Below are 22450 nucleotides of genomic sequence, written 5' to 3' on the forward strand. Positions count from 1 at the left end.
CCCCCGGGGGCCCCTCGCCTGTGGAGCGCGTCCCATTCGCCGGGACGGAGCTTGGCGACGCACGCCGCCGCAGCCAGAGTTGCCACAGCGGTCAGCGCACCGCAACGACAGAGAGGTCAATCATGCGAGAAGACAAGGATCCCGAAGAGTCGATCTACGGGCATACCGAGACCGTCTTCACGACTCCCGATCTGAACGCGGGGGTGCCGAAGGAGTCCGGTTTCATCCGCGCGCTGTCCCACGCCGAGATGATCGTCTCGGTCACGCTGTTCGCGGGCATCTTCCTCGGCGTCATGTACCAAGTGGTCGGCCGATACTTCCCCGCGGTGAACTGGGTGGGCGCCGGCGAGCTCGCGCTGCTTTCGATGATCGCCATGACCTTCCTCATGATGGGCTACCTCACGGGACGCAACGGCCACATCGTGATCGAGGTCTTCGACGGGATGCTGCGCGGAAAGAAGCTCTTCGTCGCGCTACGGGTGATCGCGGCGTCGATCATGGTGATCACGAGCATCGCGCTCGTCTACGACGCATACGTGAAGATCGCGCTCGAATGGGGGCGCGCGAGCGCGGCAATCGGGCTTCCGCTGGGAGTGCTCTACATCTTCGCCTTCATCGGCGGCCTCTCGACCGGCATTCACTCGGCGTGGAAGATCCCGCACGCCGGACGGCCGGAGCGACAGCTCGAGATCTCCGAAATGGAGGGCTGATCCATGGATCTCTGGCTCTTCGTCCTGCTCCTCGTCGTCCTGCTGCTGCTGCGCGTTCCCGTCGCCTTCGCGATGATCGCGCCGAGCATGCTCTACTTCTACAGCCACAATCTCTCGGCCGGTTACGCGACGACGGCGATGGTCAACGGCATCAACAGCTTCCCGTTGCTCGCCGTCCCGCTGTTCATCTTCGTGGGCACGCTCGCCAACCATCTCGGCATCGCCACGCGACTGTACGACTTCGCGAAGGCGCTCCTTCCCCGCCTGCCGGGGAACCTGGCCTACGTCAATCTCACGACTGCCGTCGGGTTCTCCTGGATCAGCGGATCGGCGCTCGCCGACGCTGCATCCACGAGCAAGGTGCAGATCCCGCAGATGCTCAAGGCGAACTACCCCTACGGCTTCTCGGCCGGTCTCACCTCGGCCGGATCGCTGCTCAGCACGGTGATGCCGCCGAGCATCCCCGCCGTTCTGTTCGCCGCGACGGCATCCATTTCGACCGGAGCGCTGTTCGCTGGATCCGTGCTCCCGGCCGCACTCATGGCCATCGGTCTGGCCGTGTACATCCTCATATGGGTGCGCATGCACCCGGAGATCGCCGGAAGCCGCCCGTTCAGCGGGGCGATGCTGGGCCGTGCGACCGTGCGCGCGCTCGGGACCATGGCGATCCCGGTGATCATCCTCGGCGGCATCTTCAGCGGATGGTTCACCCCGACCGAGAGCGCCGGGATCGCGGCAGCCGTCGTCATCGCTCTCGGGATCGTCTATCGGACGATCAGCTGGCGAGCGCTCTGGCAGGCGACCAAGGAGACGGTCGTCATGTCGGGCGGCATCCTCCTCATCCTCGGGGCATCGAATCTGCTCGGTCAGGTGCTCGCTCGTGAACAGGTCTCGCGCACGCTGGGCGAAGCGCTCACGATGCTCACCGACAACCCCGTGGTCTTCCTCCTGCTGCTGAACGTGCTGCTGATCCTTCTGGGCATCTTCCTCGAGGCGACCCCGGTGATCCTCGTCCTGGTGCCGATCCTGCTGCCGATCAGCGCCACCTACGGCATCGATCCGGTGCACCTCGGAGTGATCATGATCATCAACCTGATGATCGGCTCCTTGACCCCGCCGGTCGGCGCCGTGCTGTTCGTGGTCGGATCCGTCACCCGAAGGCCCATGGGTGAGTTGTTCCGCGGCGTGCTGCCGTTCCTCATTCCTCTGGGCACGGTGCTGCTGCTGCTCACTCTCTTCCCCGCGATCGTCACGATCGTCCCCTCACTGCTCGGCCTCTGACCGCAACACCCTGAAAGGACCACTCGTGACCAGGAAGCTCTACCTGCTCAACGGCCCGAACCTCGACATGCTCGGGCAGCGGGAGCCCGAACTCTACGGAACGACGACGCTGAAGGACATCGAGGCGCAGAGTGCACGCATCGCCGACGACGTCGGCTTCGAGTTGAAGTTCGCGCAGTCGAACGCAGAGCACGAGATCATCGGCTGGCTGCACGAGGCGCACTACGACGGTGCCGCAGTCATCATCAATCCCGCGGGACTCAGCTTCCAGTCCGTTCCGGTTCTCGACGCGCTGCGCATCCTCAGCATCCCGATCGTCGAGATCCACATCACCAACATCCATGCCCGCGACGAGGCGCATCGTCACTCGATCATGTCGACCGTCGCGACCACGGTGATCGCCGGAGCGGGCACGTTCGGTTACGAGCTGGCGATCCGCGCGGCGGACCGTCTCGCCGCGCAGCGCCCCGCCGCGTAGCCCTTCCGTCCCATTCGCCGAGAACCCGGTTGGCGAACCATCCATCCGGGGCAAGAGTCATGAACACAGCAGACCACCGCGCAACGCCGCGCACGACAAGAGGAGAGTCACCAATGGTCACATCCAGGACAATGCGCCGCAGCATCGTCACCACTTCCGCATTCGCCGCGACCGCCCTCATCGTCGCCGGCTGCAGCGGCGGTCAGGCAGCACCGCCCGAGGACGGCTCGGTGACGCTCACGGTGTCGCTGACCCAGAACGAGCAGACGCCCAACTACTACTGCGGGGTCGAACTGCTCAAGGAACGTCTCGAAGACGCCGACATCGGCGTCAGCGTCGACCTGTTCCCATCCAGTCAGCTCGGCCCGCACGCCGACCGCTTCCCGATGGTGCAGTCCGGCGACATCGACATCGACCTGCTGGGCGGATCGGAGCTCGCCCCGAGTTTCGCGCCGATCGAAGCGGTGGATGCCGCGTACGCATTCGACGACGTCGACCACGCGTTCAGTTGGATGGACGACGGGTCGGACGAACTGTTCACCGCGTTCCACGACGCGACCGGCGTCAAGATCGTCGACGGGTGGCTGTTCGGGAACCGGACCTTCACGACCAAGGACGTCGAGGTCCGCAGCCCCGACGACCTCGCCGGAGTGCCCATCCGCTTTCCGAACTCCCCTGGCTTCCTCGCCAACGCCGAGGCGCTCGGCGTTGACAACCCCGTCTCCGTAGCCGTCGAGGAGGTGTACACGGCGTTGCAGCAGGGCATCGCCGTGGGGCAGGAGAACCCGATCGTCGCCACGCACTCGTCGAGCTACGACGAGGTGCTCAACGTCGCCATGCTGAACGATCACAATGTCGGCATCCAGTTCGTCGTCGTGAGCGACAAGACCTACGAGAAGCTCAACGACGAGCAGGCGGAGCTGCTGGAGAAGACGATCCACGAGATCCGCGGCGAGAACCGCACCTGCGTGGAGGACGAGACCGAGGAGATCGTCCAGGGCTACCGCGACAACCCCGACTTCACGGTGATCGAGAAGGAGGACATCGACATCGACGCCTTCGTCGAGAAGGCCGAGGCCTTCTTCTCCGACCATTACACCGGTGAGACGCTCGAGGCGTATCAGAGCATCCGCGACTCGGCGAAGTGATCTGACACAGCCGCAGAGGGCGGGGCGGGGCGGGCGCGAAGCGCTCGTCCCGCCCTTCTGTGTGCGGCGCTCGCGCACTCAGAAGGGCTCGCCTGCTCAGGCGACCGCGAGCCGATGGCTGATCGCCGATGCGGCGCGGCGCACGAACGGCGCGACCTCGACCGGATCCAGTTCATCGATGGTGCCGCTCACAGACACAGCCGCGACGGCGACGCCGCGCTCATGCACCGGGCTTGCCACGCAGACGTGGTCACCGTGGAACACCTCGTAGGTCGTCACGGCGTCGACCGATGCGCTGCCCGCCTCGCGCCGCTGGTCGAAGGCCGCGAACGCGGCTCCGAGAGCCGTGGTCGCCCGAGAGAGGCGCTCGCCGATGCGCGCAGCGGGGATGAGCGGATTCCGTCCGCGCGCGTTCGCGATCACGACAGCGTCGTCGCCGTCCGCGATCGCCAGCTGAACGTTGTGCCCGATCGCATCACGCAGACCGGTCATCGTGCTGACGGCGACACGGCGCAGCCGGCGAGGATGCTCGACGCTCTGCCCGAGTTCGAACAGCCGCAGGCCCAGGTACAGGTGCCCGTCGACGCGGTCGAGGTAGCCCTCTGCGACGAGGTCGGCGGCTATGCGGGAGACGGTCGATTTCGGAAGGTTCGCCCGGCGGGCGAGTTCGGTCACACCGAGCCCCTCACCCGCTTCTCCTACCTCGCCGAACGCGTCGAGGATCGCGGTCATCCGATCGAGAACGCTGACGGTCTCGGTCCACGAGGCGGTGCGCATGGGATCAGGCGGCGGTCAGGCGGCGAGCGAGAGAGACGCCTGCTGCGCGGACAAGAGGTGCGATGTTGGCGGGCAGCATGCTGCCTGCGGGGCCGGCCACCGAGATCGCACCCACGACGCTGCGGTCGGAGCCGATGATCGGGCTTGCTACAGCCAGCACCCCGCGGTATGAGAGCCCGGCATCCGTCGCCAGCATCGATGTGCGCACTGTGGTGAGCTCCTCGCGAAAACGGTCGATCTCGTCCTCGATGAGCGGCGCGCTGATCCGATCGATCACGTGCTGATCCTCGCAGAAGGCCAGGAAGGCCTTGCCGCTCGCGGTTGTGAGCGCCGGCGAGCGCATACCCGCCGAGGTAGGAAGCATCGGCAGACGACCCGGCGCAGCGGCGAGCGAGACCATGTCCGTTCCCTGCTGGACCCAGAGACCCACGCGCTCCCCTGTGCGCTGCGCGAGTTGACTCATCACGGGAGCAGCCGCGGACACAAGGCGACGGGGCATCGTCGCCCTGGCGCCGAGTTCGAAGAGCCGAAGGCCGAGTGAGATGCCGTCGCCGTCGCGCGTCAGATAGCGCTGCGAAGCGAGCTCACTCACCAATCGCGCGGCCGTCGACTTCGGGATGCCGGTCGACAGTGCGATGTCGGTGACGGAGACCGCGCCGTCCGCACGCTTGACGGCATCCAGGATCGACAGGATGCGGTTGAGCACCGAAGCGGGGCCGGCAGACGCCTGAGGCAGGGGAAGACGCGACATCGGGATCCTTCGCATGGGGCGGTTTCGTCGGTCCGCCCGAGACCGAAGCTAGTGGGTGCGTGCGCGAAGCGCAACGGGCCCGAACGTGTGTCGACACGTTCGGGCCCGTGAGGACTCAGGCGCTGCAGAAGGGCTTGATACCCATCGCGCTCTCCAGCCCCTCCATGACATGAGCCTGGAACAGGTCATCGTTCTCGACCTCGGCGTCGGTCCAGTCCTCGACCGCGTGGCCAAGTGTCGTGACCCAGGCACGGCCGCCGTCGTAGTACTGGCACCAGCTGACCGGGTGGTTCTCACCGTGGCCGGGGTGTCCGTTCTCGCGACCGTTGAGGCTCGTCTCCTTGTCGACCTCGAGCAGCACGTTGACGTAACTCGGATACGGGTGCAGGTTGTACCACTCGTCCGTGAACGCCCACGTGTCCGGCATGAACTCGGTCGAAACGTCCTTGTCGTTCACGACCTCCACGGTGCCTGGACGGTTCGGAGCGTGATCGAAGAAGTTCGTGCCGCCCAGAAGCCCTTCGTACCACTCCCAGTGGTACTCCGTGCCGAATGCGTTGTGGATGCCGACGAAGCCGCCACCACCGCGCACGTACTGCATCAGCGCCGTCTGGGCGGCGTCGTCGAGGCTGTCACGCGTCGGGCTCAGGAACACGACGGCCTGGTACTTGCTGAGCCGGCTGAAGGCGGCGAGATCCTCGGTGTAGTCGACGGCGATGCCGCGCTCCTCCGCCCAGGCCTTCAGGTTCGCCTGTGCGACGTTGTCGGCGTTCAATGCCGGATTCAGGCCGGGGGCGAGCGGTGTGCCGAGATGCGCGTGGCGCGGTCCGCCGGTGCGGCTCCAGATGAGGATCCTCTTCTCTTCACCCTCCTCCCACCCGTTGCCCCAGTCGTGGTAGCACGCGGCGTCGGTGCCGCGGCAGACGCCGTAATCCTTCACATCGTCGAGATAGATCTGGTCGGCGGTGGCCGGCTTGCCGTTTCCGTTGCCGTTGCCGTTGCCTGCTGCGACGGTGGCAGAACTCGCGGCGAAGAGGCCGGCGCCGAGGACCGCGGCGGCCACGAGCGCGATGCTGGAACGCAGTATGGACTTCACGTGATCTCCTTCGAACGTGCGTGTGATTCCCGGTGATCGGGACGGGTCGTCTCAAGGCTGAACATAGGGACCGCCCGTCGCGGCGGCAACGCGTGTTCCATCCAGTAAGTCGGACGCCGGGGCTCGATCTCCCTAGGATGGGGCCATGGCCGAGAAGCCCCAGTGGTTGATACGCGAGGACGCCGGGATGCCGACGCTCGTCGCGCTCGCCCTGCGACAGATGCTCGGGATCCGGGAGCCGGAGGGCCTGCCGAGCCTGCGCGACCTGCAGGTGCGCGCGCCTGATGCCGCCGACGCCAGCGCCGCGCTCGAAGCGCAGTGGCGCGACTACTGGGACATGGCGGTGGAGCCGCGTGCGCACCCCGCCGAGGGCCCGCTGGAGCTCGTCGACGGGTTCGACACCCTGGTCGCTCTGCCGGCCACCGGCGCCGAGGAACTGCGCGAAGCGATCACTCCGCTCGCGGCATCCGCGCTGCAGTACGCCCGCGACGCGCACAAGCGGTATCTGGGAACGATGAAGACGGCCACCGGGGGCGGCGCGTACCGCGCCTATGCGAGCGCGATCGCCGAGTTCGAGCGCGAGATCGGCCGGCGCGCGCACTCGTTCGAGCTGAACGTGCAGGTGCTGCCGTTCTCACAGCGCGGGATCTGGTGGATCGGCGCACTCACGGTCGCCGTCACCGATGGGCTCCGGCGGGATGTGGTCGCATTCGACGCCGCCATCCGGCCGATCATCGCCGAGCTGGCGTAGCGGGTTACCGGTCAGTCGGCTTCGATGATCGTCTCGCGGTCGACGCGCACGACACGGTCATGCCGGCGGGCGAGACGTTCCAGGAGGATCGCCGCCACGCCGCCCAGAGCAAGCCCGATCGGCACGGTCCACAGCAGCGCGAAGCCGAACACCTGACTCGGCGGGTAGACGACATCGAGCGCCTGCGACGGCTCGTAGTTGCCGACCATGGTCAGGATGCCGGCGGCGATGATCCCGAGCACGACGCCAATGCCCATGAACACCCCGTAGCGAGGCACCCGTCGTACGGTCGCCTCGACGGTCTCGTGGGAATCGGTGGAGGACATGTCTCCATTGTCCCACTCTTCAGGCGACTGCGGGAGCCTCACACCTGCCCGACGGCCTCGCGCTTCTCCGCCTGGAACGCATCCTCACGGCGGCCGTAGGCCCAGTACGCCGACAGCGACAGCTGGGCGCGGTCGACGCCGCGCTCATCCGTGAAGTACGGGCGGAGAAGCTTCATCGCACCGCGCTCGCCGTGGGCGAAGATCTGCACGCGCCCCGACCGCCACTCCAGACCACGCACCGCGTCCATGAGCTCGGTCGTCGTCCCCGCCTCCCGGTCCCCGCGGTGCAGCCAGCGCACCTCGATCCCGTCGCGCACGGAGAGCTCGACGTGCTCCGACTCGTCCTGCACCTCGAGGAGCACCGTGCCGACGGCATCCGCCGGCATCGCCTCCATCGCCGCCGAGATCGCGGGGATGGCCGACTCGTCGCCGACCAGCAGATGCCAGTCCGCCGCCGGGTCGGGAGCGTACCCGCCACCGATCCCGCCGAGCACGACGGGGTCCCCCGGCTTCGCGTTCGCCGCCCACGGCCCCGCCACGCCCTCGTCGCCGTGCGTGACGAAGTCGATCCAGATCCGTCCGGCGTCGAGGTCGAATCGGCGGATCGAATAGGTGCGCACGGATGGCAGCAGCTCGACCGGCAGTCTTTCCCGCAGCTCTTCCATGTCGTACGGCGGCGTCAGCCCTGCTTCGGCCGGCGCGAAGACCATCTTCGTGTACGCGTCGGTGAAGCCGTTGTCCACGACCGCCGAGATACCGGGGCCGCCGGCGATGATGCGCACCAGGTGCGGCGACAATCGGACGGACTCGATGACCTCCAGCACGATCTGCGGACGAGGGCGTCGCTGGGGACGTTCAGTGGTGGTCATGCCTCAATCCTCGCCGATGGCGGAGGACACCGCATCCCGACGCCGCGCGACGATCACGACGACACCCGCTCCCGCGCCGACGACGAGCAGCCCGATGACCACCCATGCCCAGATCGGGAACCCGGCGGCGTCACCGGTGCTCGGCGTCACCGCAGCACTGATCGCCGCGACCGGTTCCTCGTCCGCCGGCTCGTCGACCGGGGCGACACCGCAGTCGGCCGCCACCGGGATGCGCAGCGACACCGGGTCGAACGACTCACCCGCCGCGTAGGTGCCGAACGCTGCGGATCCGCTCTCGGTGAGGGCGGATGCCGCCCCGCTCAGTGCGAGCACACCGTCGACGGTCTCGGCATCCGCCAGGGAGAACTCGACGAACCGCACACCTTTCTGATCGATCTGCTCGCCGCCCTGCGTGGTGCCGGCGATGTCGAACACGATGTAGCCCTTGTCTCCGGCCAGTTCGACCCGCGCATCGTTCAGCGTCGTGTCGAGCGCACCGTCGTGCCCGTGGAACGCGATGGCGCCGCCGAAGTCGACGAGACCGCTCCCGGCCTCGGAATCGAAGGAGCCGGTGCCCTCCGACCACACGAACTCGGGGAACTCGTAGACGACGCCGCTGAGATCCCAACCGCCGTGAGCGATGCCCTCGATGTAGTTGCGGAAGCTCTCCTTGTACCCCCAGTTGAGAGTGGCGCCCTCGACGGTGCAGACGTCGATCGCCGTCGCGGTGCGATCGAGTGTGAACGCGAGTCCACGGTCGATCGACCCCTGGAAGGTCAGCGTGTGGGCACCGGCCTCGAGGGTCGCAGGCAGCGCACCGGTCCAGGTGGCGACACCGTTCGCGTCCGCGTCGACCGTGTCGAGCAGCACCGGCGTCGAGTAGACGACGACCTTGATGTCCTGTTCGTCCGGCTGGAAACCGGATGCCGACACGGTGGCGGATGCTCCGGACTGCAGCGCGCTGAGGTTCTCCTCGTCGACCACGATGCCCGCGGTCGACGGAGGCGTGGAAGGCAGCTCCTGCTTCTGCTGCACGGATGCCGCTGCCACCGTGCCCACGGTGCCGTTGGGCGCTGCGGCCGGTGCCCCGATGGTGAAGGTCACCGGATTGAGGGCGGTGCTGAAGCCGCCGAGCACCTGGTTCTGACCGGCGGAGGTCAGGCTGGCCGGCGCGGCCGTGAAGGTCGTCGCACCCCCGGTGGTGGTCTTCGCGGCCGAGGAGATGTCGATCGCGGCGAACGGAACCCGAACGCCGTCGTGCGTGACGTAGAGCGTCGCCGCGGATGCCGAGGTGATCTCGACACGCGGGTTGGAGACCGTCACGTTGAGCACGCCGTGGTGTCCGGTGAATCGCACCGCACCGGTGTATCCCACCGCACCCACACCGGTCGCTGAGTCGTAGGTGCTGCCGGCCGCCTGCCCGAACTGGAACTGACCGCCCGAGCGCGTCGCGCCGCCGGAGACACGGATCTCGCCCTGGGCGATGGGACCTGTCACGTAGTTCACGAACGACGACGAGATCGCCCAGCGCAGCGATCCTCCGGCGACAGGCTTCTGCGGAGCAGAGGGCGGAGTCGTCGGCGTCGGGGTCGGCGTCGGCTTCGGCGGCTCAGTCGACGGACCGTAGAGCTGCTTCCACTGCTCGGCGGTGATGGTCACTCCGCTGCGTGCATGGATCGTGTCGGCATTCGGCATCGTGTGCTGCTTCCAGACGATCACCTCGTAGGATTTCCCCCGGTCGAGTGCGTCGCCTGCCGCGCTGAGAGCGGTCGTGAACACGCCGTCGGAGATGCTCCGCACGTACTGCATCGCGAGGAAGCCGCCACCAGCGGTGACATCGGCCTCGGTGCCCTCCTCGATCAGCGCGGCATAGACACCCGGCTCGCCGTCGAATCCTCGTCCTTCGACGTCGACGACGAGGTCGGTGCCGTCGACCGAGGTGACGGCCTGCACGACCTTGTCCTGCGCGGTGCGGTAGTCCAGCAGAACGCTCTGCTCCTGCGCGGCGTTCTTCACGCCACCGGCGCCGTAGGTGTACACGCCGTATGCGCCGCCCTCCGGCTCGGCCGGTGCGTCCTTCAGCGTCAGCGTGGCGGTGAAGGTACCGTCGACGGCGATGTCGACCCACTGCGCACGGATCGCGCCCTGGTACTGCGCCGGAACCTGCTCGAGCACGCCTTCTGCGAGCGCCCACACCTGTGCGCCGACCGATCGCGAGCCGGATGCCGCGCCCATGGACGGCTGCCAGTTCTCGGCGAAGTCGCCGAACACCACGTACGTGCCCTGCGGCAGGTGCGACGGGATCGGCACCCCGCGACCACCGACGTTGGCGGTCGGGTCGTAGCCGCTGCCCTTCACCACGATGGTGTCACCCGCCGCGAGCGCGGCGCCCGCAGCCGGAGTCGTACCGTCGGCGAGGAACACGTCGATCGACGGCTGCATCGGTGCGGGCTTCAGCGCCGCCCACTGCTCGGCGCTGATGGCGACGTCGGTGCGCGCGTGGATCGTGTCGGCGTTCGGCATCGTGTGCTGCTGCCACGCGATCACCTCGTAGGAGATCGACGGGTCGAGCGCATCCGCTGCGGCGGTCAGACTCACCTGGAAGGCGCCGTCGGCGACACCGCGCACATACTGCATCGCGAGGAAGCCACCCCCTGCCGTGACATCGGCCTCGGTGCCCTTCTCTATCAGCGCGACGTACTCGCCGGAGACGCCTGCGAACTCGGAACCGGCGACGTCGACGACGAGTCCGTCTTCGATGGATGCCGAGGACACGGAGGTCGTGATGGCGGGGGCCGGCGTCTCGGGCTCGACCGGCGTCTCAGGTTCGACCGGCGTCTCGGGCTCGACCGGCGTCTCGGGCTCGACCGGCGGGAACACCGCGTCCCACTGCCCTTCCGAGATCGACACGACCGAGCGGCCGTAGAAGTTCTCCGGTGTGAACGCGCTGTGCTGCTTCCACATGACCACTTCATAGGTCAGGGTGCGGTCCAGCTTCGCGAGAGGAGCGGTCAGCGAGAACGCGGTCGAACCGGCGGCGACCGCGGGGAACGGCAGGGCGAACGCGACGTACTCCTGGCTGTTCAGCGCCTCGTCATTGCCCTGCACGATGAGCGCGGCGTACGCGCCCGTGATGTCGGCGGGAAGCCCCTGGGCGTTCACCTGGATCGTCACACCCGCCTCGGATGCCGCGGTCACCTGCGCCGCGACCGTCGCACCGTCGGCGGCGAAGGCGGTGGGTGCGGTCAGTGTGCCGAACAGTGTCATCAGCACGGCCAGCACCGCCGCGAACACTGCTCGGGTGCGACTGTCCGTCGCGCGGGTCTCGGTGTGGTTCACGGATGCCTCCAGGCGTGAGGCCGCCGCTCGCCCTGGTCGACAGAGCGCGCGCGACGGCAGAAACCTCTTCAGGTCTGATGCTGCGGTTATGTTGGTTAGGCTTAGCTAACTTCCGCCTCCGACCATAGACTGATCGATGTGATCTCGTCAAAAATTAGGACAGGCTAACCTCAATGCGCTCTCGTCTCGCCCTCTTCCTCGCGGCGACCCTGATCGTCGGTCTCGCCGGCTGCAGCATCCCAGCGACCGCAGGATCAGAGGACACAGCATCCGATTCCTGCCCCGCCGCGGCCCGGCAGCTCGCGGATCTCGAGCTCGTCGACGACGTGCGCGCCGCGACCGGCGGCTCCACCGCGTGCCTCTCCGATCATGCGATCAGTGCGGTCGCGGACACGACTGCGCCCGCTCTCCCCGTCTCGATCACCGATGCCGAGGGGCGTGATGTCGAGATCACCGATGTCAGTCGCATCCTGCCGATCGACATCTCCGGCACCATCGCTGCGACCGTGTTCGCGCTCGGTATGGGCGACAGCGTCGTCGGACGCGACTCCTCGACGACGTTCGAGGGGACGCACGATCTGCCGGTCGTCACCAAGGCCGGCCACGCCCTCAATCCGGAGGCGATCCTCGAGCTCGCCCCGACCGTGATCCTCACCGACACGACGATCGGTCCGAAAGAGGTGCGCCAGCAACTCCGCGATGCGGGCATCCCGATCGTCGTGATCTCCGACGAGCTGCGCCTCGACAGCACCGACCAGCTCATCGAGGAGGTGGCGTCGGCCCTCGGCATCCGGAGCCGCGGCCAGGAGCTCATCGCCCAGACGGACGCCGACCTCTCCTCGGCGCTCGCGGAGATCGCCGAGGTCACGCCTGCCGACGAGGCCGATCGTGCGCGGATGCTGTTCCTCTATGTGCGCGGCAGCGCGAACGTGTATTACATCTTCGGCAAGGACTCCGGCGCCGATTCGCTCATCGAGGCCGTCGGCGGCATCGATGTCGCGAGCGAGATCGGCTGGGAGGGCAACAAGCCCATGACCGCCGAGGCCCTCGTCGCCGCGCAGCCCGATGTGCTGGTCATGATGACCGACGGACTGGAATCGGTCGGGGGCATCGACGGGCTCATCGAGCGGGTGCCGGCCGTCGCCGAGACGCCTGCCGGGATCAACCGCCGGGTGATCGACATGGCGGACGGCGAGATCCTCAGCTTCGGACCGCGCTCACCGGAGATCATCCGGGCGATCGCGCGCGCCCTCTACGCACCAGCCTCAGGCGAGACGTCGTCGTCCGGCGAGAACGCAGAATGACCGCAGAGGTCATCACCCGCACGCCGACACGGCACCGGGCGGTGCGGTTCGCCTCGATCACTCTCGGCCTCACCGTCGTGCTCGTGGTCACCTGCATCGTGTCGCTCGCGAGCGGGCAGTACTCGCTGTCGCCGAGCGAGATCATCGGCATCCTGCTGCACGGCGCCGGCGTCGACGCACCGTGGGCCTCGCCGAACGCATCCGACTCCGGCGTGATCTTCAACATCCGCCTCCCCCGTCTCGTCCTCGGCATCCTCGTCGGTGCCGCGCTGGCGGTCGCCGGCGTGCTGATGCAGGCGATCTTCGGGAACCCCCTGGCGGATGCGAGCGTCGTCGGCGTCTCGTCCGGTGCAGCACTCGGCGCCGCGGCGAGTCTCACCTTCGGACTGTCGACCTTCGGGATGTGGACGACGCCCGCCCTGTCGTTCATCGGCGGGCTCATCGCGGTGTTCTCGGTGTACTTCATCAGCAGATCCGGCGGACGGACCGAGGTGGTCACACTGCTGCTCACCGGTATCGCGATCAACGCGATCGGAGGCGCGGGCATGGCCTTCATGACCTTCCTCGGCACGACCTCCACGCGCGAGCAGATCGTCTTCTGGCAGCTGGGCTCGCTGAACGGAGCGCTGTGGCCGAACATCGCGGTCGTCGCGCCGTTGACGGCCGTCGGCGTCGTGATCGCGGTCATCGTGGCGCACCGGCTCGACCTCTTCGCACTCGGCGAGCGCACCGCCAGGCATCTCGGTGTGCGCGTCGAGCTGCTGCGCATCGTCGTCATCGTGACGGTCGCGATCCTGGTCTGCGCCGCGGTCGCGTTCGCCGGCATCATCGGGTTCGTCGGGCTCGTGATCCCGCATCTCATGCGCATGATCATCGGCCCCGCGCACCTGCCGCTGATCATCTCCTCGGCGGTCGGTGGCGCGTTGCTGATCGCCCTCGCCGACCTCGTCGCCCGCACGGCCGTTCCGCTGGCCGACATGCCGATCGGGATGATCACCTCGCTCGTCGGCGGCCCGTTCTTCCTGTGGCTGCTCGTGCGCACCCGCCGTCGCGCCGGGGGATGGGCATGAACGCGCGGCTGCGAGCGAACGACGTCACCGTTCGGATCGCGGGAGGTCGCGCCATTCTCGAGGGCGCCTCGATCGACGTGCACCCCGGCGAGATCCACGCCCTGGTCGGGCCCAACGGTGCGGGAAAGTCCACACTGTTCGGTGTGCTCGCCGGCGACATCGCTCCTGATGCGGGTGCCGTCGAGATCGATGGACGGTCGATCACCGGCATCCGCCCCCGTGACCTGGCCCGCACCAGGGCGGTGCTGCTGCAGGAGAACGCGGTCTCCTTCCCCTTCCGCGCGGAGCAGGTCGTGCGCATGGGCAGGGCCCCATGGGCGCGAACCGCCTTCGAGGACGACGACGACACGGCGGTCGCGGAGGCGATGGCCGACACCGAGATCGATGACCTCGCAGACCGGTCCGTGTCGTCGCTGTCGGGAGGCGAGCGCGCCAGGGTGGCGATCGCCCGCGTGCTCGCGCAGCGGACGCCGGTCATGCTGCTCGACGAGCCGACGGCTTCGCTCGATCTCAAGCATCATGAAGACGTCATGCGCCTGGTGCGCAGCGCAGCGGATGCCGGCACCGCCGTCGCCGTGGTGCTGCACGACCTGAACGCCGCCCTCGCGCACGCCGACAGACTGACGCTGCTCGCATCAGGGCGTGTGATCGCGTCCGGCCCGCCGGCGGAGGTCCTGACGGCCGAACGCATCGCGCGGGTGTACGGGCAGGCGGTGGACGTGTTCCCGCATCCGGTCAGCGGCGTTGCCCTGGTGGTCCCGCGGCGGTAGCCGGGCTGCTCCTCGACGGGCGGATCTACGGACGCAGCGGCATGAGATCCGACAGATCCGCGCGCGTGCCCGAAGCCTGCACGCGTCCTGCCGCGACGGCCTCGTCCCAGCTCTCGGCCCCTGTCGCGAGGTCGATCCAGGTCGCGGCATCCATCTCGATCACGTTCGGCGGCGTGCCGCGCGTGTGGCGCGGACCCTGCACCACCTGCACCGCACCGAACGACGGCACTCGCACCTCGACGCTGTTGCCAGGGGCCTTCTCATCGAGCAGCTGCAACAGGTAGCGCACTGCCGTCGCGAGCGCGGTGCGCGCAGGCTTCGTACCCGCGGTGCGCGACTCACGCACGGCATCCAGCGCGTCGCGCCCGTCGCTCACATCGATCTTCCTGGCCACGGCATCAGCCTACGACGACGGTCTCTCCCGATCCGGATGCCGGTCGGACCGCCGCCCCGACGGAAGAAGCGCGCGTATGCTCGAAGGGATGACCGATCCGCAGCATCCGGAGGGCGCCCGCGCCGAGTTGCTCGCCGCCGCGCAGTCCGGCAGCTGGGGCATACTTCCGCAGCTGGAAGATCCGGACGCGGCTCGTGAGTCCGCTGTTCTGATCCTGTTCGGTGTGCTCGATCGCACGCCGGCCCCCGTCATCGACGCCGCTGTGGCGAAGGATCTCGACGTGCTCCTCCAGCGACGCGCATCGACCCTGTCATCGCATCCCGGCCAGGTGTCCTTCCCCGGCGGAGGGCGCGACGCGGCCGATGCGGACTCCGTGGCGACGGCGCTGCGCGAGGCGGTCGAGGAGACCGGACTCGATCCCGACGGGGTCGAGATCCTCGGCGTGCTCCCCGAGCTCCCCCTCGCGGCCAGCAACCATCGGGTGACACCGGTGCTCGCGTGGTGGACGACGCCGTCGAAGGTGGCAGCCGTCGACCATGCCGAGACCGTCGAGGTGTTCCGTGTGCCGGTGGCGCAACTGCTCGACCCCGCGACGCGCTTCACCTCTGTCATCACCCGTGACGGATTCCGTTTCAGCGGTCCGGCATTCGACGTCGACGGCACCATCGTGTGGGGATTCACCGCGATGGTGCTCGACCGCCTGTTCGACAGCTGCGGCTGGACCGTGCCGTGGGATGCGAGCGACGAACGTCCCGTGACCGTCTGACGCGGCTCGACCGGCTCGGTAGTCTGGATGGGTGAAGATCCTCGTCCTCGGTTCCGGTGCCCGTGAGCACGCGATCATCCTCGCCCTGAAGGCAGAGTCCGAGAAGGCGGGCGGTGCGCAGCACGAGATCCTCGCCGCGCCGGGCAACGCCGGTATCGCGCAGGACGCCACGCTCGTGATCCTCGACCAGCTCGACGGCGGAGCGGTGACGACGTTCGCGAACGAGAACGGGATCGATCTCGTCGTCATCGGCCCTGAGGCCCCGCTCGTGGCCGGCGTCGCGGATGCGCTGCGCGAACGCGGCATCCCCGTGTTCGGCCCCGGCAGGGCCGCGGCGCAGCTCGAGGGGTCGAAGGCCTTCGCGAAGCGAGTGATGGACGCGGCATCGGTGCCGACCGGACGCGCCGTGCGCGCAGCATCCGTCGCCGACGTCGAGAACGCGTTCGACGACCTCGGCGCACCATACGTCGTCAAGGCCGACGGACTCGCGGCGGGCAAGGGCGTCATCGTCACCTCCGACCGCGCCGAGGCTCTCGCCCACGCCGCGCACTACCTTCCCCAGGGACCGGTACTGATCGAGGAGTTCCTCTCCGGACCCGAGGTCTCGTTGTTCTTCCTCTCCGACGGCGACACCGTGCGCGCCCTGAGCCCGGCGCAGGATTTCAAGCGCGCCTACGACGGCGACGAGGGTCCGAACACCGGCGGGATGGGCGCCTACTCGCCGTTGCCGTGGCTCGACGAGCAGTTCGGCAGCGAGCAGGAGTTCGTCACGCTCGTGACCGAGCAGGTCGCACTGCCGGTGATCCGCAGGCTGGATGCCGAGGGCACCCCGTTCATCGGTCTGCTGTACGCCGGACTCATCCTCACGGACAAGGGCGTCAAGGTCATCGAGTTCAACGCCCGCTTCGGAGACCCCGAGACGCAGGTCGTGCTGCCGCGCCTGGTGACCCCGCTTTCCGAGCTGCTCTTCGCCGCGGCATCCGGAACCCTCGAAGACCAGCCCGATCCCGTGTTCTCGGACGACGTCGCGATCACCGTCGTGCTCGCGAGCGAGGGCTACCCCGAGGCTCCGCAGACCGGTCGCCAGATCTCAGGGCTCTCGGATGCGGCGAGCGTCGACGGTGTGCGACTCGTGCACGCGGCGACCGCCGGGCCCGATGCGCCGGGCGGAGACCTGCTCGCCACCGGCGGCCGTGTGCTCAACGTGGTGGCCGTCGGCTCGGACTTCGCCGCCGCTCGCGCGCAGGCGTACGACGCGATGGGCCGGATCGGGCTGGACGGTGCGCACTTCCGCAGCGACATCGCCGCGCGCGTCGCGCAGTAGTTCGCGGTCGCGGCTCGCCCGCGCCGCTTGGGCTACAGAAATCGGCAGCCGCTGCACATATCGATGTAGCGCATGCCGATTTCTGCAGCGCACGCAGGAGTCGAGAATCGGCGAGGCGCCCTAGTCGGCGAGGCTGAAGCTCTGCGGCAGGATCTCCGGGCTCAGCGCGTGCTCGATCGCGAGCAGGCTCGCACCGCGCACCGCCGCCTCGCCGGCGGTGACGGACTGCACGATCGCGAGATGCTCGGTCGCCAACGGCATGGAGTGCGTGTAGACGACCTCACGGACACCGGCGATCAGGTGCTCCCCGACGCGCGCCATGGCGCCGCCGATCGCGATGACCGACGGGTTGAGCAGGCTCACGGATGCGGTGAGCACCTCACCGAGGTCTCGCCCTGCTTGCCGCACCGCCTGGATCGCATCGAGACTGCCGGCCTTGACGAGCTCGACGACGTCGTTGCCGTCCTTCGCCTCGATGCCGCGCTGGCTGAGCGCCCTGGCGATCGCGGGCCCTGAGGCGAGCGCCTCGAGGCATCCGGTGTTCCCGCAGTGGCACGGCACGTCCGCGCCTCGCGCGACGCGCACATGCCCGAAGTCACCCGCGATGCCCTGCGCTCCGCGCAGCAGACGCCCGTCCGAGATGATCCCGGCGCCGATGCCCGTCGCGACCTTGACGAAGATCATGTGATCGGTCGACGGCCACGCGACAGCGCGCTCGCCGAGTGCGGAGATGTTCACGTCGTTGTCGACGAGGACGGGAACCTGCAGGTGCTGCTGCATCCAGCCCGGCACGTCGAATCCGTCCCAGCCGGGCATGATCGGCGGCTTCGCCGGACGGCCGGTGGCGTGCTCGACCGGCCCCGGTACGCCGACGCCGACCGCCGCGACGCGCTCGTGCGTGAGCCCGGCCTCGGCGATCAGCTCGTTCGCCGCCTCGACGAGCCATAGCAGCACGGGTTCCGGGCCGAGAGACACGGCGAGCTTGCCGGTGCGCTCGGCGAGGATCGTGCCGGCGAGATCCGTCACAGCGACCGTCGTGTGCGATGCGCCGATGTCGGCGGCGATGACGACCTTCGCGGTGGGGTTCAGGGCGAATTGGGACGGCGGGCGACCGCCGGTCGAGGCGGCATCCGCGACCGGTGCGATGAGGCCCTTGCGCATGAGCTCGTCCACGCGGGCCGCGACCGTCGACCGGGCGAGGCCCGAGGTCTTCGCGAGCTCCGCTCTGGTGCGGGGCTCACCGTCGCGCAGCAACTGGAAGAGCTGCCCGACCCCGCCGGCGTTGAGATTGCTTGCCATTCTTAACCTGTACTTCTCGTGAACGGCCATGCGCATCATGCATGCGGCACGGCATCAAGGCCCCGGCGACGGCCCACTGCGTCTGTCGATTCTACGCTTCGGGCACCGCCTTGATCGCTGTCAGCCGGCTCTTCGCGACGCGTCCGACCGCGAACCGCTGCTGCAGCAGCACCGCGACGACGATGATGACGCCCTTCGCGACGGCCTGCGCAGAGGAGGTGAGGTTGTTCTGCACGAACACGTTCGACAGCGTCGCGAAGATCAGCACGCCGAACACGGTGCCGGTGATCGTGCCGCGTCCGCCGATGAGCAGCGTGCCACCGACGACGACAGCGGCGATGGCATCGAGCTCGTACAGGTTGCCGTGCGTCGAGGTGCCGGCCGTCGTGCGGCCCATGAGCATGACCGCGGCGATTCCCGCGGTCAATCCGACGAGCGCGTACAGCCACATCGTGTGGCGCTTGACCTTGATGCCGGCCAGACGCGCGGCCTCGGGGTTGCCGCCGATCGCGACGGTGCGGCGTCCGAACGTGGTGCGGTTGAGCAGGAACCATCCGGCGACGGCGACCACGGCGAAGATCCAGATGAGGATGTCGACACCGAGGATGTCGACGTTCATGGCGCGCACGAAGTCGCGATCGGAGATGACCAGCGTGCGGTTGTTGGCGAGGATCTCGGCCAGGCCGCGCGCCCCGACCATCATCGCGAGCGTCGCCATGAAGGCGGCGACCTTTCCGTATGCGATCACGACTCCGTTGATGAGCCCGGCGCCGACGCCGACGAGCAGTGCGACGAGGACCGTGACGATCCAGTGGCTCGAGCTGGCGATGTCCTGGATCGCCGACAGCGACCCGACGACGGATGCCAGTGCCAGCACGGCGCCGACGGAGAGGTCGATGCCTCCGGCGATGATGACGAAGGTCATCCCTACACTGATCACGCCGATGATCGACGCCTGACGCAGGATCACGAGCGCGTTGTCGAAGTTCAGGAAGTTCGACGAGGTCACCGCGCCGACGACGATGATCACCAGGAGTGCCAGGACGAGGCCGAGGTTGCGGCCGACGGAACCGGACATCAGCCGGCGCAGCGCCGACGGAGTATCAGCCTCGGTCGTGCCGGGCGAGGTGGGGGTCTGCACGCTCACGCGGCGACTCCTTTCATGACGAGGTCGAGCACGCCGTGCTCGTCGATCTCTGTTGCGGGAAGTGTGGTGAGGACGCGTCCGTCTCCGACGACGAGGACGGAATCCGCGAGACCGAGGACTTCCTCGATCTCGCTCGAGATGACGACGATCGCGTGACCGGATGCCGCGAGCCGGCGGATCAGGGCGTAGATCTCGGAGCGCGCTCCGATGTCGACTCCTCGAGTGGGCTCATCCAGCAGCAGCACCGAGCTGCCGTGCACGAGCCAGCGTGCGAGCAGGATCTTCTGCTGGTTCCCCCCTGACAGGGTCGCCGCCCGCCGATCGGGAGCGGCCGGTCGCAGCTCGAGTGCGGCGATCTGCTCCTTGGCCGTGCGGCGCTCGCTGCGCTCATCGAGCAGCGGGCCCTTGGCGAACCGCGTGAACGATGACAGCGTGACGTTCTTGAAGATCGGCTCTCCGAGCACGAGCCCCTGCGACTTCCGCTCCTCAGGACTGAGACCGACGCCCGCGGCCACAGCCGCCGAGACGGATCCGCGCGGGAGTTCCTTCCCGCCGACGCGGACTGTTCCGGCCGATGCCCGCCGCGCGCCGTAGATCGTCTCGATGATCTCGCTCCGCCCCGACCCCACGAGGCCGGCCAGACCGATGATCTCGCCGGCGCGCACCGAGAACGACACGTCCTCGAACACCCCGTCCAGGCCCAGCCCTTCGACCTCGAGCAGCACAGGTGCGTCGGCGGCGATGGGTTCTGCGGGAGGGAAGACGTTCTGCACCGCGCGGCCGGTCATGTGCTTGATCAGCTCTGCCGTGGTCGTGTCGGCGACGGACAGGTTGCTCGCCACGGTCGATCCGTCCTTGAGGACGGTGATGCGATCGCCGATCTCGCGGATCTCCTCGAGCCGGTGGGTGATGTACACCACCGCGATTCCCTGCGACGTCAGCTCCCGCACGACGGCGAACAGGTTGCTGACCTCTTGCGAGTCGAGGACAGCGGACGGTTCGTCCATGATGATGAGCTTCGTGTCGTGCGACAGGGCGCGGGTCATGCTGACGATCTGCTTCTCGGCCGCGCTGAGCGAGCCGACGTCCGCGTGCGGCGACATCGAGCCGTGGCCGAGCCGCTCGAGGAGCCTGCGGGTCTCGTGCACGAGCTGACCACGCCGGGTGAACCCGAACCTGTCGAACTCGTGGCCGAGGAACACGTTCTCCGCCACGGTGAGGCCGTCGACGACGTCGAGTTCCTGGTACATGGTCGAGATGCCGAGCGAGATGGCCGCCTGCGGGTTTGCGATCTCGACGGGCTCCCCCATCCAGCGGATCTCACCGGCGTCCGGCGTGTGCACGCCGGCGAGGGTCTTGATCAGCGTGGACTTGCCCGCACCGTTCTGTCCGAGCAGGCAGTGCACCTCGCCCGGCCTCACCTCGAGGTCGACGCCGCGCAACGCGCGCACACCGACGAAGCTCTTCTCGACACCGCGCATCTCCAGTAATGCCGGAGTCTGGTCAACTTTGATCACAGCAGGAACATAACACGCTCTGTTTTCGAATGCGAGAGCATCGTGCTCGACGATCGAGAGATCACGTCCGACGATCGCCTCCGCGAATCACGGGGATTACAACGCTGTACTTACTTTTGATCGGTCTACAACAAAAGCTGGTCACATGGCGACATGTTCTGCTAGCTTGACTCTTGTCAGTGCGCGGCGCTCACCGGCTCGGGTTCGATCCTGGTTGTCTGCACCGCACGCATCTGCATCACATTTCAAGGAGGAAAGACATGCACAGCATGCGCACACGCGGGCTCCGCCCGCTGATGGCAGGAGCGGCAGCACTGTTCGCCGTCACTCTGCTGGCCGGATGTACCAGCGATGGTGCAGAGGGCGAAGGGTCGACCGAGAACCAGGGCACCACGAGCGAGGAGAACACGGCCTCGGGCGACACCGTCGTCATCGGCTGGTCGGGCCCCGAAGCCGACCACGGATGGCTCGGCGCGATCAACACGGGTGCCATCAACGCGGCAGAGGGCTTCGACGACGTCGAGCTGCGCCAGGCCGAGGGCACCAACGACGCGAACCAGCAGATCGCCGCGGTCGAGCAGTTCATCAACGAGGGCGTCGACGCGATCGTGCTCCTTCCGACGGACGGCGCCGCACTCACCCAGGTCGCGCAGAAGGCGATGGATGCGGGCATCCCCGTCATCAACGTCGACCGTGAGTTCTCCGACACGTCGGCCTCGCGCCTGACGATCCTCGGCGACAACTACGGCATGGGCGTCAGCGCCGGCATGTACATCTGCGAGCAGCTCGACGGCCAGAGCGATGCCGTCGTCGCGGAGATCGCCGGAATCGACTCCCTGCCACTGACCCAGGACCGCTCGCAGGGCTTCAAGGATGCTCTCGAAACCTGCGACCTCGAGGTCGGAGCCCGAGTCGCCGCAGACTTCACCGTCGCCGGTGGCGAGAGCGCAGCATCCCAGCTGCTCTCGGCGAACCCCGAGATCGCCGCGATCTGGAACCACGATGACGACCAGGGCATCGGCGTCCTCGCGGCGATCGATGCAGCCGGTCGCGACGAGTTCTTCCTCGTCGGCGGCGCAGGAAGCGTCAACATGATGGACAACATCAAGGCCGACGACACCGTCGTCAAGGCGACCGTCATCTACCCGTCGACGCAGGCCGCCGACGGCATCGCGATGGCACGTCTGATCGCGCAGGACAAGACGATGAGCGACCTCATCACACCGAGCGTTCCGTACCGCATCGTGCTGGATGCGCCCGTAGTGACCAAGGACAACGTCGACGAGTTCATCAAGCTCGCCTTCGAATCCTGATCGACACCCGCGGGGCGAGC

The 22450-nt window shown here is 67.9% G+C and carries 21 protein-coding genes; 11 read left to right on the forward strand and 10 right to left on the reverse strand.

The window, feature by feature from the left end; all coding sequences use genetic code 11:
- Positions 1–122: 122 nt before the first annotated feature.
- The 4 genes from ACNPNP_RS14370 to dctP all read left to right on the forward strand — a co-directional run bounded on the left by ACNPNP_RS14370 (position 123) and on the right by dctP (position 3617).
- Complete coding sequence (locus tag ACNPNP_RS14370) at positions 123–710, forward strand: TRAP transporter small permease (protein ID WP_448966708.1); 588 nt, start codon at positions 123–125, stop codon at positions 708–710.
- Positions 711–713: 3 nt separating this feature from the next.
- The gene (locus ACNPNP_RS14375) at positions 714–1991 is read left to right on the forward strand and encodes a TRAP transporter large permease (protein WP_448966709.1); all 1278 of its coding nucleotides are present in this window, start codon (positions 714–716) and stop codon (positions 1989–1991) included.
- 25 nt (positions 1992–2016) lie between these two features.
- Entirely contained in the window at positions 2017–2469 is a 453-nt protein-coding gene (locus ACNPNP_RS14380) for a type II 3-dehydroquinate dehydratase (protein ID WP_448966710.1), read from the forward strand.
- A 113-nt stretch (positions 2470–2582) separates the two neighbouring features.
- Positions 2583–3617: a TRAP transporter substrate-binding protein DctP gene (dctP, locus tag ACNPNP_RS14385; protein ID WP_448966711.1), complete on the forward strand. Its 1035-nt coding sequence runs from the start codon at positions 2583–2585 to the stop codon at positions 3615–3617.
- A gap of 96 nt (positions 3618–3713) precedes the next feature.
- Here dctP and ACNPNP_RS14390 read toward each other — a convergent pair whose 3' ends face one another.
- The 3 genes from ACNPNP_RS14390 to ACNPNP_RS14400 all read right to left on the reverse strand — a co-directional run bounded on the left by ACNPNP_RS14390 (position 3714) and on the right by ACNPNP_RS14400 (position 6241).
- The gene (locus tag ACNPNP_RS14390) at positions 3714–4394 is read right to left on the reverse strand and encodes an IclR family transcriptional regulator (protein WP_448966712.1); all 681 of its coding nucleotides are present in this window, start codon (positions 4392–4394) and stop codon (positions 3714–3716) included.
- 4 nt (positions 4395–4398) lie between these two features.
- Positions 4399–5145, reverse strand: coding sequence for an IclR family transcriptional regulator (locus ACNPNP_RS14395; protein WP_448966713.1), 747 nt, complete (start codon positions 5143–5145; stop codon positions 4399–4401).
- Between the two features lie 115 nt (positions 5146–5260).
- Positions 5261–6241: a ThuA domain-containing protein gene (locus tag ACNPNP_RS14400; protein WP_448966714.1), complete on the reverse strand. Its 981-nt coding sequence runs from the start codon at positions 6239–6241 to the stop codon at positions 5261–5263.
- A gap of 145 nt (positions 6242–6386) precedes the next feature.
- Here ACNPNP_RS14400 and ACNPNP_RS14405 point away from each other — a divergent pair, with 145 nt between their 5' ends.
- Positions 6387–6992 (forward strand): zinc-binding alcohol dehydrogenase, encoded by a 606-nt coding sequence (locus ACNPNP_RS14405; protein ID WP_448966715.1) that lies wholly within the window; start codon positions 6387–6389, stop codon positions 6990–6992.
- Between the two features lie 11 nt (positions 6993–7003).
- On the opposite strand, the gene ACNPNP_RS14410 is transcribed toward ACNPNP_RS14405, so the two are convergent.
- From ACNPNP_RS14410 to ACNPNP_RS14420, 3 genes are read right to left on the reverse strand one after another with little or no spacing between them, the layout of a single operon-like run.
- The gene (locus ACNPNP_RS14410) at positions 7004–7318 is read right to left on the reverse strand and encodes a potassium transporter Trk (RefSeq protein ID WP_448966716.1); all 315 of its coding nucleotides are present in this window, start codon (positions 7316–7318) and stop codon (positions 7004–7006) included.
- Positions 7319–7356: 38 nt separating this feature from the next.
- Complete coding sequence (locus ACNPNP_RS14415) at positions 7357–8187, reverse strand: siderophore-interacting protein (RefSeq protein ID WP_448966717.1); 831 nt, start codon at positions 8185–8187, stop codon at positions 7357–7359.
- 3 nt (positions 8188–8190) lie between these two features.
- Positions 8191–11526, reverse strand: a complete 3336-nt coding sequence (locus tag ACNPNP_RS14420) for an HtaA domain-containing protein (RefSeq protein ID WP_448966718.1) — start codon at positions 11524–11526, stop codon at positions 8191–8193.
- 173 nt (positions 11527–11699) lie between these two features.
- On the opposite strand from ACNPNP_RS14420, the gene ACNPNP_RS14425 reads away from it, so the two are divergent.
- The 3 genes from ACNPNP_RS14425 to ACNPNP_RS14435 are packed head-to-tail and all read left to right on the forward strand — an operon-like array spanning position 11700 to position 14670.
- Positions 11700–12830 carry a heme/hemin ABC transporter substrate-binding protein gene (locus ACNPNP_RS14425; protein ID WP_448966719.1) on the forward strand — a complete coding sequence of 377 codons (1131 nt, stop codon included), beginning with the start codon at positions 11700–11702 and terminating at the stop codon, positions 12828–12830.
- Positions 12827–13900 carry a FecCD family ABC transporter permease gene (locus ACNPNP_RS14430; RefSeq protein ID WP_448966720.1) on the forward strand — a complete coding sequence of 358 codons (1074 nt, stop codon included), beginning with the start codon at positions 12827–12829 and terminating at the stop codon, positions 13898–13900. The genes ACNPNP_RS14425 and ACNPNP_RS14430 overlap by 4 nt, the downstream gene beginning before the upstream one ends.
- Positions 13897–14670, forward strand: a complete 774-nt coding sequence (locus tag ACNPNP_RS14435; RefSeq protein ID WP_448966721.1) for a heme ABC transporter ATP-binding protein — start codon at positions 13897–13899, stop codon at positions 14668–14670. The genes ACNPNP_RS14430 and ACNPNP_RS14435 overlap by 4 nt, the downstream gene beginning before the upstream one ends.
- A gap of 25 nt (positions 14671–14695) precedes the next feature.
- Here ACNPNP_RS14435 and ACNPNP_RS14440 read toward each other — a convergent pair whose 3' ends face one another.
- Positions 14696–15064: a sterol carrier family protein gene (locus tag ACNPNP_RS14440; protein ID WP_448966722.1), complete on the reverse strand. Its 369-nt coding sequence runs from the start codon at positions 15062–15064 to the stop codon at positions 14696–14698.
- Positions 15065–15152: 88 nt separating this feature from the next.
- Here ACNPNP_RS14440 and ACNPNP_RS14445 point away from each other — a divergent pair, with 88 nt between their 5' ends.
- Together ACNPNP_RS14445 and purD are read left to right on the forward strand one after the other, a co-directional pair.
- Positions 15153–15830, forward strand: a complete 678-nt coding sequence (locus ACNPNP_RS14445) for an NUDIX hydrolase (protein ID WP_448966723.1) — start codon at positions 15153–15155, stop codon at positions 15828–15830.
- Between the two features lie 31 nt (positions 15831–15861).
- Positions 15862–17154 (forward strand): phosphoribosylamine--glycine ligase, encoded by a 1293-nt coding sequence (gene purD, locus ACNPNP_RS14450; RefSeq protein WP_448966724.1) that lies wholly within the window; start codon positions 15862–15864, stop codon positions 17152–17154.
- Positions 17155–17274: 120 nt separating this feature from the next.
- Here purD and ACNPNP_RS14455 read toward each other — a convergent pair whose 3' ends face one another.
- The 3 genes from ACNPNP_RS14455 to ACNPNP_RS14465 all read right to left on the reverse strand — a co-directional run bounded on the left by ACNPNP_RS14455 (position 17275) and on the right by ACNPNP_RS14465 (position 21081).
- Entirely contained in the window at positions 17275–18453 is a 1179-nt protein-coding gene (locus tag ACNPNP_RS14455; RefSeq protein WP_448966725.1) for an ROK family transcriptional regulator, read from the reverse strand.
- Between the two features lie 91 nt (positions 18454–18544).
- Complete coding sequence (locus ACNPNP_RS14460; protein WP_448967260.1) at positions 18545–19531, reverse strand: ABC transporter permease; 987 nt, start codon at positions 19529–19531, stop codon at positions 18545–18547.
- Positions 19532–19596: 65 nt separating this feature from the next.
- The gene (locus ACNPNP_RS14465; RefSeq protein ID WP_448967261.1) at positions 19597–21081 is read right to left on the reverse strand and encodes a sugar ABC transporter ATP-binding protein; all 1485 of its coding nucleotides are present in this window, start codon (positions 21079–21081) and stop codon (positions 19597–19599) included.
- Between the two features lie 296 nt (positions 21082–21377).
- Between ACNPNP_RS14465 and ACNPNP_RS14470 the strand changes: the two genes are divergently transcribed.
- A complete protein-coding gene (locus tag ACNPNP_RS14470) occupies positions 21378–22430 on the forward strand; it encodes a substrate-binding domain-containing protein (protein WP_448966726.1) in 1053 nt (350 codons plus the stop codon).
- Positions 22431–22450: the final 20 nt, after the last annotated feature.

It is taken from the genome of Microbacterium xerophyticum, assembly GCF_053543555.1.

What these genes read in the sequence shown, in the direction of transcription:
- ACNPNP_RS14370 (WP_448966708.1), top strand. Translation starts at nt 123, where the DNA reads ATGCGAGAAGACAAGGATCCCGAAGAGTCGATCTACGGGCATACCGAG.
- ACNPNP_RS14375 (WP_448966709.1), top strand. Translation starts at nt 714, where the DNA reads ATGGATCTCTGGCTCTTCGTCCTGCTCCTCGTCGTCCTGCTGCTGCTG.
- dctP (WP_448966711.1), top strand. Translation starts at nt 2,583, where the DNA reads ATGGTCACATCCAGGACAATGCGCCGCAGCATCGTCACCACTTCCGCA.
- ACNPNP_RS14390 (WP_448966712.1), bottom strand. Translation starts at nt 4,394, where the DNA reads ATGCGCACCGCCTCGTGGACCGAGACCGTCAGCGTTCTCGATCGGATG.
- ACNPNP_RS14395 (WP_448966713.1), bottom strand. Translation starts at nt 5,145, where the DNA reads ATGTCGCGTCTTCCCCTGCCTCAGGCGTCTGCCGGCCCCGCTTCGGTG.
- ACNPNP_RS14405 (WP_448966715.1), top strand. Translation starts at nt 6,387, where the DNA reads ATGGCCGAGAAGCCCCAGTGGTTGATACGCGAGGACGCCGGGATGCCG.
- ACNPNP_RS14410 (WP_448966716.1), bottom strand. Translation starts at nt 7,318, where the DNA reads ATGTCCTCCACCGATTCCCACGAGACCGTCGAGGCGACCGTACGACGG.
- ACNPNP_RS14415 (WP_448966717.1), bottom strand. Translation starts at nt 8,187, where the DNA reads ATGACCACCACTGAACGTCCCCAGCGACGCCCTCGTCCGCAGATCGTG.
- ACNPNP_RS14425 (WP_448966719.1), top strand. Translation starts at nt 11,700, where the DNA reads ATGCGCTCTCGTCTCGCCCTCTTCCTCGCGGCGACCCTGATCGTCGGT.
- ACNPNP_RS14430 (WP_448966720.1), top strand. Translation starts at nt 12,827, where the DNA reads ATGACCGCAGAGGTCATCACCCGCACGCCGACACGGCACCGGGCGGTG.
- ACNPNP_RS14435 (WP_448966721.1), top strand. Translation starts at nt 13,897, where the DNA reads ATGAACGCGCGGCTGCGAGCGAACGACGTCACCGTTCGGATCGCGGGA.
- ACNPNP_RS14445 (WP_448966723.1), top strand. Translation starts at nt 15,153, where the DNA reads ATGACCGATCCGCAGCATCCGGAGGGCGCCCGCGCCGAGTTGCTCGCC.
- ACNPNP_RS14455 (WP_448966725.1), bottom strand. Translation starts at nt 18,453, where the DNA reads ATGGCAAGCAATCTCAACGCCGGCGGGGTCGGGCAGCTCTTCCAGTTG.
- ACNPNP_RS14460 (WP_448967260.1), bottom strand. Translation starts at nt 19,531, where the DNA reads ATGTCCGGTTCCGTCGGCCGCAACCTCGGCCTCGTCCTGGCACTCCTG.
- ACNPNP_RS14465 (WP_448967261.1), bottom strand. Translation starts at nt 21,081, where the DNA reads ATGCGCGGTGTCGAGAAGAGCTTCGTCGGTGTGCGCGCGTTGCGCGGC.
- ACNPNP_RS14470 (WP_448966726.1), top strand. Translation starts at nt 21,378, where the DNA reads ATGCACAGCATGCGCACACGCGGGCTCCGCCCGCTGATGGCAGGAGCG.